We start from the raw sequence: 15,606 nt of genomic DNA, 5'->3' as shown, positions 1-15,606 counted from the left end.
CGGCGCGACGTCTGACAGCAGGGGCCGCGCCGCTGAGGCGGGCGCGGGCGCGCTCACTCGGCGCGGAGGGCGATCACGGGGTCCAGCCGGCCCGCCCTCCGCGCCGGCGCCACGCCGAAGAACACCCCGACCGCCGCCGACACCCCGAAGGCCAGCGCGATCGACCACCAGGTGATCGACGCGGGCACCTCGGTGAGCGCCTCGATGGCCAGCGAGCCGCCGACGCCGAGCACGATCCCGATGAGCCCGCCGATCGTGGTCAGCAGCACCGCCTCGATGAGGAACTGCGCCAGGATGTCGCGCTGCCTGGCCCCCAGCGCCTTGCGCAGCCCGATCTCGCGGGTGCGCTCGCGCACGCTGACCAGCATGATGTTCGACACGCCCACGCCGCCGACCAGCAGCGAGATGCCGGCGATGGCCGCCAGTACGCCGGTCAGCATGCCCAGCACGCTGCCGATCGTGCCGAGCAGCGCGGTCTGCGTGACGGCCGAGAACTGCTCGCCCGGATATCTGGCCCGCAGCGCCGCCGTCACCCTGTCCGACAGCGGCTCGATCTCGTCGGGTCCCGAGGCGCCGACCGCCAGCCCGTTGACCCGCTCGATCCCGAACAGCCGCTGCGCCGTCGTCACCGGGATGTGGATCTCCTGGTCGCGGGAGAGCCCGAACGTCTGCCCGACGGTGGCGTACTCGCCCACCACCCGGAACCGCGCCCCCGACACCGTCACCTGCCGCCCGATCGGGTCCACGTCGCCGAACAGCCGGTCGGCCACCTCGGAGCCCAGCACGGCCACCCTGCGCCGGGTGTCCACGTCGGTCTCGCTCAGCGGGCGGCCCTTGGCGACGGGCCGCTCGAAGATGTTGACCAGGTTCTGGTCGGTGCCGATCACGGTGACGAACGCCTCGGTCCTGCCCACGCGTACGGTCTCCCCCGACTGCAGCGAGACCGTCACCTTCGCCGGGTCGCCGACCACGCGCCGCACGTACGCCACGTCGGCCAGGCCGAGCTTGCTCTGCGTGGGGGCCGCGCCCAGGCTGATGCGGCCGGGCACGACGAGGATGATGTTCGTGCCGAGGCCGGAGATCTGCTTCTCGATCTCGTCCTTGGCCCCCGTGCCGATCGCCACCAGGATCACCACGGCCAGCACGCCGATGATGACGCCCAGCATGGTGAGCACGCTGCGCAGCCGGTTGACGCGCAGCGCTTCCAGCGCCATGAGCAGCGCCTCGTTGCCTCTCACGACGAGTCCCGCTCGATCAGGCCGTCGCGTACGTGGATCTGCCGCCGGGCGTGGGCGGCGACCTCGGCCTCGTGCGTGACGAGCACCACCGCCACGCCGCCGTCGCCGTTGAGCCGGTCGAGGATGGCCATGACCTCGGCCCCGTTGCTGGTGTCGAGGTTGCCGGTGGGCTCGTCGGCCAGCAGCACCTTCGGCTCGCCGACCAGCGCCCTGGCGATCGCCACCCGCTGCTGCTCGCCGCCGGACATCTGGGAGGGCCGGTGCTCCATGCGGTGCCCGAGCCCCACGGACTCCAGCGCCGCGCGGGCCCTGGCGCGCCGCTCGCCGCGGCCGAGCCCCCGGTAGACCAGCGGCAGCGCCACGTTGTCCAGCGCCGTCGTCCTGGCCAGCAGGTGGAAGGACTGGAAGACGAACCCGATCGTCTTGTTCCGCAGCTCGGCCAGGTCCGTGTCGGTCAGCCGGGTGATGTCGACCCCGCCCACCCGCAGCACGCCGGACGTCGGGCGGTCGAGACAGCCGAGCAGGTGCATGAGCGTGGACTTGCCCGACCCGGACGGGCCCACGATGGCGGCGAACTCGCCCTGGTCGATCCGCAGGGACACGCCGCGCAGCGCCTCGACGGCCACGCCGTCGAGCTGGTAGCGGCGGGTGAGGTCCACCGCCTCGATGGCGGGGTTCATGGGAGTCGCTGCCCTTCCCGTACGGAGTCCGCGCCCTTGACCACGATCCGGTCGCCCACGGACAGCCCGCTCAGCACCTCCACCACCGCATCGCCTTGGGCGCCGAGCTTGACCACCCGGCGCTCGGCGACGCCGTTCCTGATCGCCCAGACGACGCTCTCGCGCCCGCTGGAGACGATGGCCGAGGCGGGGGTGGAGACGGCCGACGGGGACTCGCGCACGGTCAGGCGCGTCACGGCGCTCATGCCGGGCTTGGGAGTGGGCGCCTTGGAGCCGTCGTCGAAGGTGCCGGGGCCGAGCGTGAGCCGTACCGGGTAGCTGACGCCGCCCGTGGTGCCCTCCATGGGGGTGACGCCGATGCCGGTGACCGCGGCCGTGTACGTGGCGCCGGGGACCGCGTCCAGCTCGACGGCGGCCTTGACGCCCTTCCGCACCAGCAGCACGTCCGTCTCGTCCACGTCGGCGTCCAGGGTGAGCTTGGAGACGTCGGTGACGGTGACGATCGAGTCGCCGGCCGACACGGGCACGCCGGTGGCCACGGGAGCACCCGACGAGGAGCCGCCCGAGGGCATGGACGGAAGTTGCGCACCGGCGCCGCCCGGGAGCCGGCCGAGCAGGCCCTCGACGCCGCCGGACGCGCCGCCGCCGGACACGCGGCCCAGCGTGACGACGCCGGAGAACGGCGCCTTGATCGTCAGTGACCTCACCGTGCTCTCGGCGGCCTTGACCGCGGCCCTGGCCTGCGACTTCGAGGCGGCCTGCAGCGAGGCCATCGAGGCGGACAGGCCGCTGGTCACGCCGGACAGCACCCCGCTGATCGAGCGGTTGAGCTGGGCGGTGATCGAGGCCAGGGCCCTGGTCTGCGCCCTGTGCTGGGTCTGGGCCAGGTCGATGGCGTTCAGGAGCTGCTTTTGGACCTTGCGGTCGTCGACCTTCCTGGCCTCCCTGCGGGCCTTGGCGAAGTGCGCGGCGACCCTGCGGTCGAACCCGCTGGTGTCGAGCGCCGGGAGCCGCACGTTCGGGCTGGAGACGGCGGGGGTGGTCATCTTGGAGGCCTGGCGGGCCTGGCGGAGCTGGTCCTGGGCCTGGGGGGAGCGGATCTTGACGAGGAGTTCGCCCTTGCGCACCTGGTCGCCCTCGCGAACGTATAGCTTGGCGATCGTGCCCTGGGCGGGAGAGCGCAGTGTCGCGGAGGCGCGCGCGCCGATCGTGGCGGGGGCCTCGACGACCTCGGTGACCGGTGCGCGGCGGACCTCGGCGAGCTGGACGGTCGCCGGTTCGTCGGACGTGCAGCCGGTCAGTGTTAACAGGACGAGCAGCGGGGCGACCCCGCGACGGACCGTCACCCGACCCATCGTAGGAGCACCACCACCCGCCCCTCCAAGCAACCGCCGAGCCCCTGCCGGGGGTCAGCCGGAGGCGAGCTCGCGGCCGCGGTCGCGAGCGGCCTCGATGGCGGCCAGGAAGGCGGCGCGTACGCTGTGCCGCTCCAGCTCGGCGATCGCGGCGATCGTGGTGCCGCCCGGCGAGGTGACGGCCTCGCGCAGGATCACCGGATGCTCGCCCGAATCGCGCAGCATCACGGCGGCCCCCACGATCGACTGGGTGACCATGTCGAGCGCGGCCGCCCGCGGCATGCCGAGCAGGATGCCCGCGTCGACCATGGCCTCGACCAGGTAGAAGAAGTAGGCGGGACCGCTGCCGGACAGCGCGGTGGCGGCGTCTTGCTGCGACTCGGGGATGCGCAGCACCTTGCCGACCGGCTTGAGCAGGCCCTCGGTGAGCTTGAGGTGCTCCTCGCCCGCGTGCGCGCCCGCCGAGATCACGCTCATCGCCTCGTCGAACCTGATCGGCGTGTTGGACATCACCCTGACCACGGGCACCTCGACGCCGAGCCGCTGCTCGACGAACGCCGTCGTGATGCCGGCCGCGGCGCTGATGACCAGGCGGTCGGCGGGCACGTAGGGGGCGATCTCGGCCAGCAGCGTGGCCATGTCCTGCGGCTTGACGGCCAGGATCAGGGTGTCGGCCGCCTTGGCCGCCTCGGCGTTGGACACCGTGCGCACGCCGTAGGTCTCGCGCAGCGCCTGCGCCCGTTCGGCCCGGCGGGTGGTCGCCATGATGTCGCCCGGCTTGAACCCGGCGCGCAGCAGCCCGGACAGCAGGGCCTCGCCCATCTTGCCCGTGCCCAAAATCGCGATCATTTCGGCCCCTCAAGGAAAGTAGACGCTGGTCTGGCAGCCTATCGGCTAGCGTCTCGACGCCAGTGACCGCAGGAAGAAGGCCAGGTTCCTGGGGCGTTCGGCCAGGCGGCGCATGAGGTAGGCGTACCAGTCGGAGCCGTAGGGGACGTAGACGCGCACGCGGGCGCCCAGGCCGGCCAGGCGGGTCTGCTCTTCGGGGCGCACGCCGTAGAGCATCTGGTATTCGAAGCCGGTCAGGTCGCGGCCGTCGAGCACGGCGAGCGTGGAGGCGATGCGCACGAGCCTGGGGTCGTGGGTGGCGACCATGGGGTAGCCGGTGCCCGCCATCAGGACCTTCAGGCAGCGTACGTACGAGCGGTCGATGTCGGCCTGCCGCGTGTACGCGCCGGGCGCGGTGTAGGCCCCCTTGCACAGCCGCACCCGTACCCCGCCGAGCTTCTCGCAGCGGTCGAGCGAGTCCGGCAGGTAGGCCTGCACCACCACGCCCACGTCGGGATGGTCCCGGCGCAGGGCGGCGTGCACGGCGTGCAGGCCGGGGATCGTGTCGTGCTCCTCGGCGTCGAGCGTCACCGTGATGCCCCGGCTCTCGGCGGCGGCGCAGATCGCGGCGGCGTGGTCGAGCGCGAGCCCCCGCGACAGCCGCAGCCCCAGCGCGGTGAGCTTGACCGACACGTCGGCGCCGGTCGGCAGCAGGTTGAGCAGCGAGAGCTGGTCTCCGACTGCGGCCTCGGCCTGCGCCCGGTCCGTGACCTCCTCGCCGAGATGGTCGGCGGTGACGAGCAGGCCCTTGCGGGTCAGCTCGCCGACCACGGCGCCGATGTCGTCGGCGACGTAACGCCTGACCACGTCGGAGGTCAGCGGCGAGGTGGTGACGAGCCGCTCGGCGCGTCGGCTCTTGGAAATGGCGAGCATGGCCTGACGGAGCACGTCCACCACACTATTGACTGAACCGCGGGCCCGCGTGATCCGTCGTATGGATATGCGGACAATGACAGCGACTCTTCTGGCCGGATGTCTGGTGCTCGCCACGAGTTGCGGCGCGGCACCGCCCGCCGAACGCGCGGCGCCGTCGACTCCGGCGAAGCCACCGGTCGTGTCGAACCCGGTCACCACCACCCCCACGAAGGGCCCCAAGCCGGTCAAACCGACGAAAGACGCGATCAACGTCCACAAGATCCAATGGACCAAGGCCAAGTCGGTCTCGAAGGGCAAGAAGATCCAGCTCACCTGGTGGTCCGGCGTCGAGCCGTGCACGGTGCTGCAGCGGGTCAAGGTCAAGGAGAGCGCCAAGAAGGTCACGATCACCCTGTACGAGGGCACGGCCCCCAAGGCCAAGAACGTGTCGTGCATCATGATCGCGGTGGAGAAGACCACCACGGTCAAACTCAAGAAGGCCCTCGGCAAGCGGAAGATCGTCGACGGGGCCAGAACCTGACCTGTCCAACAGCGGACAGCCCTGGTGACAACTGATCGATTTGTTGCGATACATCGATCAGGCACCGAAGGCGCGGGGGCGTCGATGGTGACGCTGCGCTTCACTGGGGGTCCCGTGAGACGGCTCGGCCGCGCCCTGTCCTCGATGCTGCTCTTATCCGTCAGCCTGGTCGCGCTGACCGCCTCACCGGCACGGGCGCTGCCGGCGGCGTTCCAGAAGCAGACGGTGTTCAGCGGGCTGAACCGCCCTTCGAACGTCGAGTTCGCCTCCGACGGCCGGGTGTTCGTGGCGGAGAAGAACGGCCTGGTCAAGGTCTCGACTCGCTCAGCGACACGACGCCCACCGTGTACGCGGACCTGCGCACCCGGGTGCACAACTTCTGGGACCGCGGCCTGCTCGGCATGGCCCTGCACCCGGACTTCCCCGCCGACCCGCGCCCCTACGTCCTGTACGCGTACGACGCCGTCCCCGGCGGACTCATCGACGACGTCCGCGTCTACAACCGCGCCCTCACCCCCACCGAGATCCAGAACGACATGAACACGCCCGTGAACTGAAGCCATCCCCCATGCGGACCCCCGGCACGTGCCCACCGTCTCGGGGGTCCGCCCTTGTGCCGGGGAAGATCGGGCGGAACCCGCGGGCGTTCGCCCCCGTTACGCGTGGTGTGCGCTGTCACGACCGTTCTTCCCCGGGATCCGGGGGAATGGTTTCGCGCTCATGAGGGTTGAGTCGGATAGGCTCAAGTCGTTTGACAAAGACGACACGCATCCATAGGTTGAGTCCAATCGACTCAACTTTGACTACAAGGACGTACTCATGGCACGTGCGGTAGGTATCGACCTTGGGACGACCAACTCCGTCGTCTCGATCCTCGAGGGCGGTGAGCCCACCGTCATCGCTAATGCGCAGGGCTCGCGGACCACGCCGTCCGTGGTCGCCTTCGCGAAGAACGGCGAGGTTCTGGTCGGTGAGGTCGCCAAGCGGCAGGCCGTCACCAACGTGGACCGGACGATCCGCTCGGTCAAGCGGGAGATGGGCACCAACTGGTCCCAGGAGATCGACGGCAAGAAGTTCTCGCCGCAGCAGATCAGCGCGTTCGTGCTGCAGAAGCTGAAGCAGGACGCCGAGGCCTACCTGGGCGAGAAGATCACCGACGCGGTGGTCACCGTCCCCGCCTACTTCAACGACGCCCAGCGCCAGGCCACCAAGGAGGCCGGCACGGTCGCGGGCCTCAACGTGCTCCGCATCATCAACGAGCCGACCGCGGCGGCCCTCGCCTACGGGCTCGACAAGGAGCAGGACCAGACGATCCTGGTCTTCGACCTCGGTGGCGGCACCTTCGACGTGTCGCTGCTCGACGTCGGCCAGGAGGACGGCCACGGCTTCGTCGAGGTCAAGGCCACCTCCGGTGACAACCACCTCGGTGGTGACGACTGGGACCAGCGCGTCGTCGACGAGCTCGTCAAGCGCTTCCAGAACGCCCACGGCGTCGACCTGGCCAAGGACAAGATGGCGCTCCAGCGCCTGCGCGAGGCGGCCGAGAAGGCCAAGATCGAGCTGTCCAGCCAGTCCGAGACCAACATCAACCTGCCCTACATCACGGCGTCGTCCGAGGGCCCGCTGCACCTCGACGAGAAGCTCACGCGCAGTGAGTTCCAGCGGCTGACGGCCGACCTGCTCGAGCGGACCAAGGGCCCGTTCCACCAGGTCATCAAGGACGCCGGCATCAAGGTCGCGGACATCGCGCACGTGGTGCTCGTCGGCGGCTCGACCCGCATGCCCGCCGTCTCCGAGCTCGTCAAGGAGCTGACCGGCGGCAAGGAGCCCAACAAGGGCGTCAACCCGGACGAGGTCGTCGCCATCGGCGCCGCCCTGCAGGCCGGTGTGCTCAAGGGTGAGGTCAAGGACGTCCTGCTGCTCGACGTGACCCCGCTGTCGCTGGGCATCGAGACCAAGGGCGGCATCTTCACCAAGATCATCGAGCGCAACACGACGATCCCGACCAAGCGCTCCGAGGTCTTCACCACGGCCGAGGACAACCAGCCGTCGGTGCAGATCCAGGTCTACCAGGGCGAGCGCGAGATCGCCTCCTACAACAAGAAGCTGGCCACCTTCGAGCTGACCGGCATCGCGCCGGCGCCGCGCGGCATCCCGCAGATCGAGGTCACCTTCGACATCGACGCCAACGGCATCGTCAACGTCTCCGCCAAGGACCTGGGCACGGGCAAGGAGCAGACGATGACGATCACCGGCGGCTCCGCGCTGCCGAAGGACGACATCGAGCGCATGATGCGCGAGGCGGAGTCGTACGCCGAGGAGGACAAGAAGCGCCGCGAGGAGGCCGAGGTCCGCAACAACGCGGACGGTCTGGCCTACCAGACGGAGAAGTTCCTCCGCGAGAACGACGACAAGGTCCCCGGCGACATCAAGACCGAGGTCAACGACGCCCTGGCCGAGCTGAAGAAGGCTCTTGAGGGCACCGACACCGACGTCATCCGCACCTCCGCGGAGAAACTCGCCACGGTCAGCCAGAAGATGGGCTCGGCGATCTACGCTCAGAGTCAGGGCCAGCAGGCCGGCCCCGAGGGCGCCCCGCAGGACGCCGCTCCCGGCCAGGAGGACCAGAAGGCCGATGACGACGTGGTCGAGGCCGAGATCGTCGACGACGACCAGCCGAAGAAGGACAAGTGATGCTGCCGCGTGAAAACGGGCATGAGGAGCCGGTGATCCGCGACAACCGCAAGATCGACCCGGAGACGGGCCAGGCCAGGGAGACGGCGACCGTGCCGCAGGAGGTGCCGGGCGACGTGCTCGACCCGCAGGACGGCGAGCTGGCGGCCCAGCTCGCCGAGCGGACCGCTGACTTGCAGCGCGTCCAGGCGGAATACACCAACTACCGCAGGCGGGTCGAGCGCGACCGGGTGGCGGTCCGCGAGCAGGCCGTCGCCGGCGTGCTCGGGGAGCTCCTGCCCGTGCTCGACGACATCGGCAGGGCCCGCGACCACGGCGAGCTCACCGGCGGCTTCGCGAAGGTGGCGGAGTCGCTGGAGTCGGCGCTCACCAAGCTGGGCCTCAGCTCCTTCGGCCAGAAGGGCGACCCGTTCGACCCGACGGTCCACGAGGCGCTGATGCACAGCTATTCGCCCGACGTCACCGAGCCGACGGCGGTCGAGGTGTTGCAGCCTGGATACCGGATGGGTGACAGGGTGCTGCGCCCGGCGCGGGTGGCCGTCGCCGAGCCGGAGGACGCCCCAGCCGCGTCCAATGACGACGAAAACTGATCACAAGGACGAAGGGCCGTAGATGAGCACCAAGGACTACCTGGAAAAGGACTACTACGCCGTCCTTGGTGTGCCCAAGACCGCCACCGCCGACGAGATCAAGAAGGCCTACCGGAAGCTGGCCAGGCAATACCACCCCGACACCAACCAGGGCGACTCGGCCAAGGAGACCAAGTTCAAGGAGGTCTCCGAGGCCTACGACGTCCTGTCGGACAACAAGCGCCGCAAGGAGTACGACGAGGCGCGCACACTGTTCGGGTCCGGGGTGGGCGGCCAGCGGCCCGGCGGTGGCGGTTTCCCGTTCGACTTCGGTGACCTGTTCGGCGGCACCGCCCAGCAGGGCGGCCAGAGCGGGGGCGCGGGTGAGCGGCTCGGCGACCTGTTCGGCGGGCTGTTCAACCGGGGCGGCGGCGCCCGCACCACCAGCGCGACGAGGCCGCGGCGGGGCCAGGACATCGAGTCCGAGGTCACGCTGACGTTCACCGAAGCGGTCGAGGGCACCACCGTGTCATTGAGGCTGACCAGCTCGGCCGCCTGCGCGGCGTGCACGGGCACCGGGGCCAAGGCGGGCACGACCCCCAGGGTCTGCCCCACCTGTGAGGGCACCGGCGCGGCCAGCCGCAACCTGGGCAACTTCGCCTTCTCCGAGCCCTGCCGCGACTGCAAGGGCCGCGGGCTGATCGTGGACGACCCCTGCCCCGTGTGCGAGGGCAGCGGCCGGGCCAAGAGCACCCGCACCATCCAGGCGCGCATCCCGGCGGGGGTGGCCGACGGCCAGCGGGTCAAGCTCAAGGCCAAGGGCGCGCCGGGCGAGAACGGCGGGCCCGCCGGCGACCTCTACATCCAGACGCACGTCAAGTCGCACGCCGTGTTCGGCCGGGCGGGCGACAACCTGACGATCACCGTGCCGGTGACGTTCACGGAGGCCGCGCTGGGTGCGGAGATCAAGGTGCCGATCCTCAAGGGCATGCCGGTCACGCTGCGCATTCCCGCGGGCACGCCCAACGGGCGTACGTTCCGCGTACGCGGCAGGGGTGTCACCCGGAAAGACGGCACCAAGGGTGACCTGCTCGCCAGTGTCGAGGTGACCGTGCCGAAGACGCTCGACGACAAGTCACGCGAGCTTCTCAACGAGTTCAACACCGCGACCGCGGGTGACGACCCGCGCACTGAGCTCATTCAGCGAGCCAGAAGCGAGTAAGCCGATGGACGCCAACTATTTCGACCTGTCAGACGACACCCCTGTCTATGTGATTTCGGTGGCCGCGCAGCTCTCGGGGCTCCACCCGCAGACGCTGCGCCAGTACGACCGGCTCGGGCTGGTCAGTCCTGGGCGCACGGCGGGGCGCGGCCGCCTCTACTCCACGAGAGACATCATCCAGCTTCGCGAGGTGCAGCGGCTCTCCCAGGAAGAGGGCATCAACCTCGCGGGCATCAAGCGGATTCTCGAGCTCGAGAACGAAGCTCTGCGGCTGCGTGAAGAGGTTCACCGCCTGCGTGCCGAGATGCGGATGGTCAGAGCGCTGATCCGCTACGAGCTGCCACCGGGGGCCTAGAAAGACATGGACTACAAGCTCACCCAGAAGAGCCAGGAAGCGCTCTCGGGTGCCATGCGGCGCGCCGCCGCGGAGGGCAACCCGGAGATCTCCCCGGCCCACCTGCTGACCACGCTGCTCTCCCAGACGGGCGGCACCGCCGTGCCTCTGCTCGAGGCCGTCGGCGCCGACTGGCGCACGCTGCGGGCCCGGGTGGAGGAGCAGCTCGCCGCGTTGCCGAAGGCGCAGGGCGCGACGGTGGGGGCGCCGTCCAGCTCGCGCCAGTTGCTGACGGTGCTCAACACCGCCGCCCAGCACGCCAACCGCCTCGAAGACCTCTACGTCTCGACCGAGCACCTGCTGGTCGGCCTGGCCGCCGACGGCGGGCAGACGGCCGAGCTGCTCAAGTCCCAGGGCGCGGCGCCGCAGGCGCTGCTCGACGCGTTCGAGAAAGTACGCGGCAACGCCCGCGTCACCAGCGAGACCCCCGAGGACACCTACCAGGCGCTGGAGAAATACGGCGTAGACCTGACCGAGCGCGCCCGGGGCGGCAAGCTCGACCCGGTCATCGGCCGTGACTCCGAGATCCGCCGCGTGGTCCAGGTCCTCAGCCGCCGCACCAAGAACAACCCGGTGCTCATCGGCGAGCCCGGGGTCGGCAAGACCGCGGTCGTCGAGGGCCTGGCCCAGCGCATCGTGGCCGGCGACGTGCCCGAATCGCTGCGCAACAAGCGGCTGATCTCGCTCGACCTGGGCTCGATGGTGGCCGGCGCGAAATACCGAGGCGAGTTCGAGGAGCGGCTCAAGGCGGTGCTCTCCGAGATCAAGGAGAGCGACGGGCAGATCGTGACGTTCATCGACGAACTGCACACCGTCGTCGGCGCGGGAGCCGCCGAGGGCGCGATGGACGCCGGCAACATGCTCAAGCCGATGCTGGCCCGCGGCGAGCTGCGCATGATCGGCGCGACCACGCTCGACGAATACCGCGAGCGCATCGAGAAGGACCCCGCGCTCGAACGGCGCTTCCAGCAGGTCTACGTGGGCGAGCCCACGGTCGAGGACACGATCGCGATCCTGCGCGGGCTCAAGGGCCGCTACGAGGGCCACCACCAGGTGCAGATCGCCGACAGCGCGCTGGTGGCCGCCGCCGCCCTGTCCGACCGCTACATCACCAACCGCTTCCTCCCCGACAAGGCCATCGACCTGGTCGACGAGGCCGCCTCGCGGCTGCGCATGGAGATCGACTCCCGTCCCGTGGAGATCGACCAGCTCCAGCGCAACGTCGACCGGATGAAGATGGAGGAGCTGGCCCTGTCGAAGGAGACCGACGAGGCCTCCGTGCAGCGGCTCGAACGGCTGCGCCAGGAGCTGGCCGACCGCCAGGAGGAGCTCAACGCCCTCGTCGGCCGCTGGGAGCAGGAGAAGGCCGGGCTCAACAAGGTCGGCGAGCTGAAGAAGCAGCTCGACGAGGCGCGGGGCGCCGCCGAGCGGGCCCAGCGCGACGGCGACTTCGAGGCCGCCTCGCGGCTGATGTACGCCGAGGTGCCCCGGCTCGAGCAGGCCCTCAAGGCCGCCTCCGACGCCGCGCCGCCCGACCACGCCATGGTCAAGGAGGAGGTCGGCCCCGACGACATCGCCGAGGTGATCTCGTCGTGGACCGGCATCCCGGCCGGGCGCCTGCTGGAGGCTGAGACGGCCAAACTGATGCGGATGGAGCAGGAGCTGGGCCGGCGCCTCATCGGGCAGCAGCAGGCCGTACAGGCCGTCTCCGATGCCGTACGCCGCAGCCGGGCGGGCATCGCCGACCCCGACAGGCCGACGGGCTCGTTCCTGTTCCTCGGCCCGACGGGCGTGGGCAAGACCGAGCTGGCCAAGGCGCTGGCGGAGTTCCTGTTCGACGACGAGCGGGCGATGACCCGCATCGACATGAGCGAATACTCCGAGAAACACAGCGTGGCCAGGCTCGTCGGCGCGCCTCCCGGCTATGTCGGCTACGAGGAGGGCGGCCAGCTCACCGAGACCGTCAGGCGGCGCCCCTACACCGTGGTGCTGCTCGACGAGGTGGAGAAGGCCCATCCCGAGGTGTTCGACATCCTGCTGCAGGTGCTCGACGACGGGCGGCTGACCGACGGGCAGGGCCGCACGGTCGACTTCCGCAACACGATCCTCATCCTGACCTCCAACATCGGCTCACAGTTCCTCGTCGATCCCAAGCTGGAGAACGGCGCGAAGCGGGAGGCGGTCATGGGGGCGGTGCGGAGCTCGTTCAAGCCCGAGTTCCTCAACCGGCTCGACGACGTGATCCTCTTCGACGCGCTCGGCACCGAGGAGCTGGCGCAGATCGTCGACCTGCAGGTCGAGCGCCTGGCACGGCGCCTGGCCGACCGCAGGCTGACGCTGGAGGTCACGCCGGCGGCCCGCGAGTGGCTGGCGATGACGGGCTACGACCCGATGTACGGCGCCCGCCCGCTGCGCCGCCTGGTCCAGTCCGCCATCGGCGACAAGCTGGCCAAGTCCGTGCTGTCGGGCGAGGTCGTGGACGGCGACAAGGTGCTGGTCGAGCTGGGTGACGACGCGCTGCTCGTCCAGCGCGGCTGAGACGCGCGAGGAGCCCGGAGACCCGGACGGTCTCCGGGCTCCGGCGTGTCATGCCACGGTCATCGGGCCATCCGCTTGGTAAGGTTCGGCCCACTCTTCGGACAAGCCCCGCTCGGGTGGGCGGAGGCGCGACTACGTTCAGCGTTCGTCAGATCACCGAAATTGATCAGGGGGACGTGCGATGTCATTCCAGAAGATCCGAAGCATCATTGCGGTGGCCTCTCTGACCGCGGGCGTTTCCTGGCTTGTCGCGGGACCGGCCGCGGCCGCGGTTTCGTGCACCGACTCCGAGCCGGCCCTGCTGTCACCCACCTCCATCGCCGCGTACTGCGACGAGCACGCCAGGCTGCGCGTGAACGACGGCGGCCCCAGCAGCAGCAGCCGGATGGTCGCCACGGAGAGCAACAGGCTGGCCATGGCGGCCGGCGACATGGCCCGGCGGCTCGGGCTGACCGGCCTGGCGAGCGGTAAGTCGGCGCTGGGCGTGGCGGACCTCGGCGGGATGGCGGCGACCTGGGGCATGCCCTCGCTGGCCTCGGCCTCTCCCTCGCTGTTCCCCATGGTGCCGGGGCCGATCGGCATGAAGGACCTGTCGACCATGGCGGGCATGCCCGCCATGCCGTCGCTGCCCGAGCTGCCCAACACGCCGCTCACGGCCAAGCTGCCGGCCGAGATGACGCTCGGCCAGGCTCCCTACAACAACCGCATCGCGGGCTCCGGCGTCCAGTCGCCGATGGACGTGGAGAAGCCGGTGCGTGAGGTCGGGGAGGACGTCGTCGGCGTGCTGCTGCCGAAGGCGGTGGAGAGCGTCGAGGGCACCTCGATGCTGCCGGGCGGCGAGGCGGTGACCGGCTTCACCGGCCTGGTGCAGGGTCTCGGGCTGCGTTGAGCCACCTCGTCCGGGCGCGGGTCGTGCCTGCCGTGCCCGGCTTCCCATGACCGCGGGGGCCGCGGCCCACCCGGTCGCGGCCTCCCGGGCATGACTGTAGGGGCCCCGCCGTTACCGGCAGGGCCCGCCGGGGGCCGACGAACTCAGGAGACGAGCTCGTCCAGCTCGTCTTCGGGAAGCCCGAGGTCGACCCTGATCCGGTAGCGGGTGCGCAGCAGCGCCACCTGCTCCGGATCGTTCTCCTCACACTGCAGAACGGCCTGGGTGGCCCATTCGAGCCCCCCTTGGAGGTCGCCATAGGCGACCAGCGTCTCGGCGATCGTGTGCGCGGTCGCCGTGGAGACGTCTCCCTCCGCGCGTATCGTCTCGATGACCTCCCTAGCCTCATCCGGCCTGTCGAGTTCGAAGAGCGTGTCGGCGATGCCGGCACGTGGATCGAAACCGGCGTCGCCACCGTCTTCCACGGCGCGCTGGAAACACTCCATCGCGCGCGCGGGCTGGCCCGCCGCCCGCCATTCCTCGGCGGCGAGGACCAGGATGGACGCCCTGGAGACGTCGCCGGACGAGTAGTCGAGGGCGACGTCATATAGCCGACTGGCCAGGGAACTGTGGTCGTCGGCCAGCAGGGCCTGCTCAAGCAGACGATCAAGGTGCTCACGGGTCACATACGCCACACCGCGAGACTACCGAGCCCCATGGCCCTTTGCCCGGTCAATCCACATCGCCGGTCCCGCACATATTCGGTAACGACTCGCCCATTCCTGGGCACAGCACGCGTGTTCGCGCAGGTCACAGGGCATATACGAGTCGCTTTGCCGTCGCGCGAGCGAAGGGGGCTGTGATGGGCTTGTCCAAGCAGATGACCTTCACGCTGGCCTGTGCCGTCGTGCTGTCGGCCCTCGTGCCCGGTGTCGCCGGCTATCTGTCGGCCCGCCTGGAGGCCATCGAAGCCGCCGAACGCAACCTGCACGCCCTGGAGGTCAGGCTCAACGTACGCGAGGCCAGGGACGCGCGCCCGGCCTCGTTCCCCGCGCCGTGCCTGCGTACGCCGGCCACGCCGCGGATCCAGCAGGTGCCGGCGACGGCGCTGGCCGAGGAGCGCGAACGCCTCCAGCCCGACGCGCCGAGCCTGTTGAGGGAGCGCGAGGAGCTCGGCGAGAACTGATCCGCCCAGGCAACCTTCCCGGGATCCGGCGGCGTCGAACGGGTGACTGTCGCCGGAGGAAGGCTCGCACATGGCGGATCGATCGGAGTATGACGCGTTCGTCACGGCGGCGTGGCATCGATTGCTCCGTACCGCGTACCTGCTCACCAGGGATTGGGCGGTGGCCGAGGACCTGGTCCAGACGGCGCTGATGAAGGCGTGGCAGGCGTGGCCGCGGATCAGGGACGAGCACGAGGCGTACGTACGCAAGATCATCGTCAACGTGCACTCGTCGTGGTGGCGGCGGCGCTGGAGACGGGCGGAGCTGACGACCGGCTCGCCGCCCGACCGCGCCCAGGAGTCCGACCACATGGGCCAGGCCGACGAGCGCGAGTTCGTCTGGCAGGCGCTCGGCCGGCTACCGGCCCGGCAGCGGGCCGTGGTGGTGCTGCGCTTCTTCGAGGACATGACCGAGGCCCAGGCCGCCGAGACGCTGGGCTGCAGCGTGGGCACGGTCAAGAGCCAGACCAGCAGGGCGCTGGCCAAGCTGCGCATCGACGACTCGTTCGCGGCGGCGGCCGCGAGAAAGGGGTGAGGGC

Annotated in this window: 15 protein-coding genes and 1 pseudogene; 10 read left to right on the top strand and 6 right to left on the bottom strand. The window is 70.2% G+C overall.

Annotation, left to right across the window (positions count from 1 at the left end):
* Window positions 1-53: 53 nt before the first annotated feature.
* The 5 genes from AB0I15_RS17735 to AB0I15_RS17715 are packed head-to-tail and all read right to left on the bottom strand — an operon-like array spanning window position 54 to window position 5,049.
* Window positions 54-1,238 carry an ABC transporter permease gene (locus AB0I15_RS17735; protein ID WP_358095977.1) on the bottom strand — a complete coding sequence of 395 codons (1,185 nt, stop codon included), beginning with the start codon at window positions 1,236-1,238 and terminating at the stop codon, window positions 54-56.
* Window positions 1,235-1,918, bottom strand: coding sequence for an ABC transporter ATP-binding protein (locus tag AB0I15_RS17730; RefSeq protein ID WP_358095974.1), 684 nt, complete (start codon window positions 1,916-1,918; stop codon window positions 1,235-1,237). The genes AB0I15_RS17735 and AB0I15_RS17730 overlap by 4 nt, the downstream gene beginning before the upstream one ends.
* Window positions 1,915-3,273 carry an efflux RND transporter periplasmic adaptor subunit gene (locus AB0I15_RS17725; RefSeq protein WP_358095971.1) on the bottom strand — a complete coding sequence of 453 codons (1,359 nt, stop codon included), beginning with the start codon at window positions 3,271-3,273 and terminating at the stop codon, window positions 1,915-1,917. The genes AB0I15_RS17730 and AB0I15_RS17725 overlap by 4 nt, the downstream gene beginning before the upstream one ends.
* Before the next feature lie 54 nt (window positions 3,274-3,327).
* Entirely contained in the window at window positions 3,328-4,122 is a 795-nt protein-coding gene (gene proC, locus AB0I15_RS17720; RefSeq protein WP_358095968.1) for a pyrroline-5-carboxylate reductase, read from the bottom strand.
* A gap of 45 nt (window positions 4,123-4,167) precedes the next feature.
* Entirely contained in the window at window positions 4,168-5,049 is an 882-nt protein-coding gene (locus AB0I15_RS17715; RefSeq protein WP_358095965.1) for a proline dehydrogenase family protein, read from the bottom strand.
* A 61-nt stretch (window positions 5,050-5,110) separates the two neighbouring features.
* Here AB0I15_RS17715 and AB0I15_RS17710 point away from each other — a divergent pair, with 61 nt between their 5' ends.
* From AB0I15_RS17710 to AB0I15_RS17675, 8 genes and pseudogenes are all read left to right on the top strand, one after another.
* Window positions 5,111-5,557: a hypothetical protein gene (locus AB0I15_RS17710; RefSeq protein ID WP_358095962.1), complete on the top strand. Its 447-nt coding sequence runs from the start codon at window positions 5,111-5,113 to the stop codon at window positions 5,555-5,557.
* A 344-nt stretch (window positions 5,558-5,901) separates the two neighbouring features.
* Window positions 5,902-6,114 carry a hypothetical protein gene (locus AB0I15_RS17705; RefSeq protein ID WP_358095960.1) on the top strand — a complete coding sequence of 71 codons (213 nt, stop codon included), beginning with the start codon at window positions 5,902-5,904 and terminating at the stop codon, window positions 6,112-6,114.
* Window positions 6,115-6,376: 262 nt separating this feature from the next.
* Window positions 6,377-8,251, top strand: coding sequence for a molecular chaperone DnaK (gene dnaK / locus AB0I15_RS17700; RefSeq protein ID WP_358095957.1), 1,875 nt, complete (start codon window positions 6,377-6,379; stop codon window positions 8,249-8,251).
* Complete coding sequence (grpE, locus tag AB0I15_RS17695; protein ID WP_358095954.1) at window positions 8,251-8,841, top strand: nucleotide exchange factor GrpE; 591 nt, start codon at window positions 8,251-8,253, stop codon at window positions 8,839-8,841. The genes dnaK and grpE overlap by 1 nt, the downstream gene beginning before the upstream one ends.
* Before the next feature lie 22 nt (window positions 8,842-8,863).
* Complete coding sequence (dnaJ, locus tag AB0I15_RS17690; RefSeq protein WP_358095951.1) at window positions 8,864-10,042, top strand: molecular chaperone DnaJ; 1,179 nt, start codon at window positions 8,864-8,866, stop codon at window positions 10,040-10,042.
* A 4-nt stretch (window positions 10,043-10,046) separates the two neighbouring features.
* Window positions 10,047-10,328, top strand: a pseudogene (locus AB0I15_RS17685) (helix-turn-helix transcriptional regulator); the annotation flags it as partial.
* A gap of 75 nt (window positions 10,329-10,403) precedes the next feature.
* Window positions 10,404-12,974 carry an ATP-dependent chaperone ClpB gene (gene clpB, locus AB0I15_RS17680; RefSeq protein WP_358095948.1) on the top strand — a complete coding sequence of 857 codons (2,571 nt, stop codon included), beginning with the start codon at window positions 10,404-10,406 and terminating at the stop codon, window positions 12,972-12,974.
* A 214-nt stretch (window positions 12,975-13,188) separates the two neighbouring features.
* Entirely contained in the window at window positions 13,189-13,863 is a 675-nt protein-coding gene (locus AB0I15_RS17675; protein WP_358095945.1) for a hypothetical protein, read from the top strand.
* Window positions 13,864-14,006: 143 nt separating this feature from the next.
* Here AB0I15_RS17675 and AB0I15_RS17670 read toward each other — a convergent pair whose 3' ends face one another.
* A complete protein-coding gene (locus AB0I15_RS17670; RefSeq protein WP_358095943.1) occupies window positions 14,007-14,537 on the bottom strand; it encodes a tetratricopeptide repeat protein in 531 nt (176 codons plus the stop codon).
* A gap of 167 nt (window positions 14,538-14,704) precedes the next feature.
* On the opposite strand from AB0I15_RS17670, the gene AB0I15_RS17665 reads away from it, so the two are divergent.
* The gene (locus AB0I15_RS17665; RefSeq protein WP_358095940.1) at window positions 14,705-15,028 is read left to right on the top strand and encodes a hypothetical protein; all 324 of its coding nucleotides are present in this window, start codon (window positions 14,705-14,707) and stop codon (window positions 15,026-15,028) included.
* 70 nt (window positions 15,029-15,098) lie between these two features.
* Window positions 15,099-15,602, top strand: a complete 504-nt coding sequence (locus AB0I15_RS17660) for a SigE family RNA polymerase sigma factor (protein WP_358095937.1) — start codon at window positions 15,099-15,101, stop codon at window positions 15,600-15,602.
* Window positions 15,603-15,606 lie beyond the last annotated feature (4 nt).

Origin of the sequence: Nonomuraea sp. NPDC050643 (assembly GCF_040654715.1) — a bacterium.
In the GTDB taxonomy this organism is placed as follows: Bacteria; Actinomycetota; Actinomycetes; order Streptosporangiales; family Streptosporangiaceae; genus Nonomuraea.
This window is presented reverse-complemented; position numbering and strand designations above follow the sequence as displayed.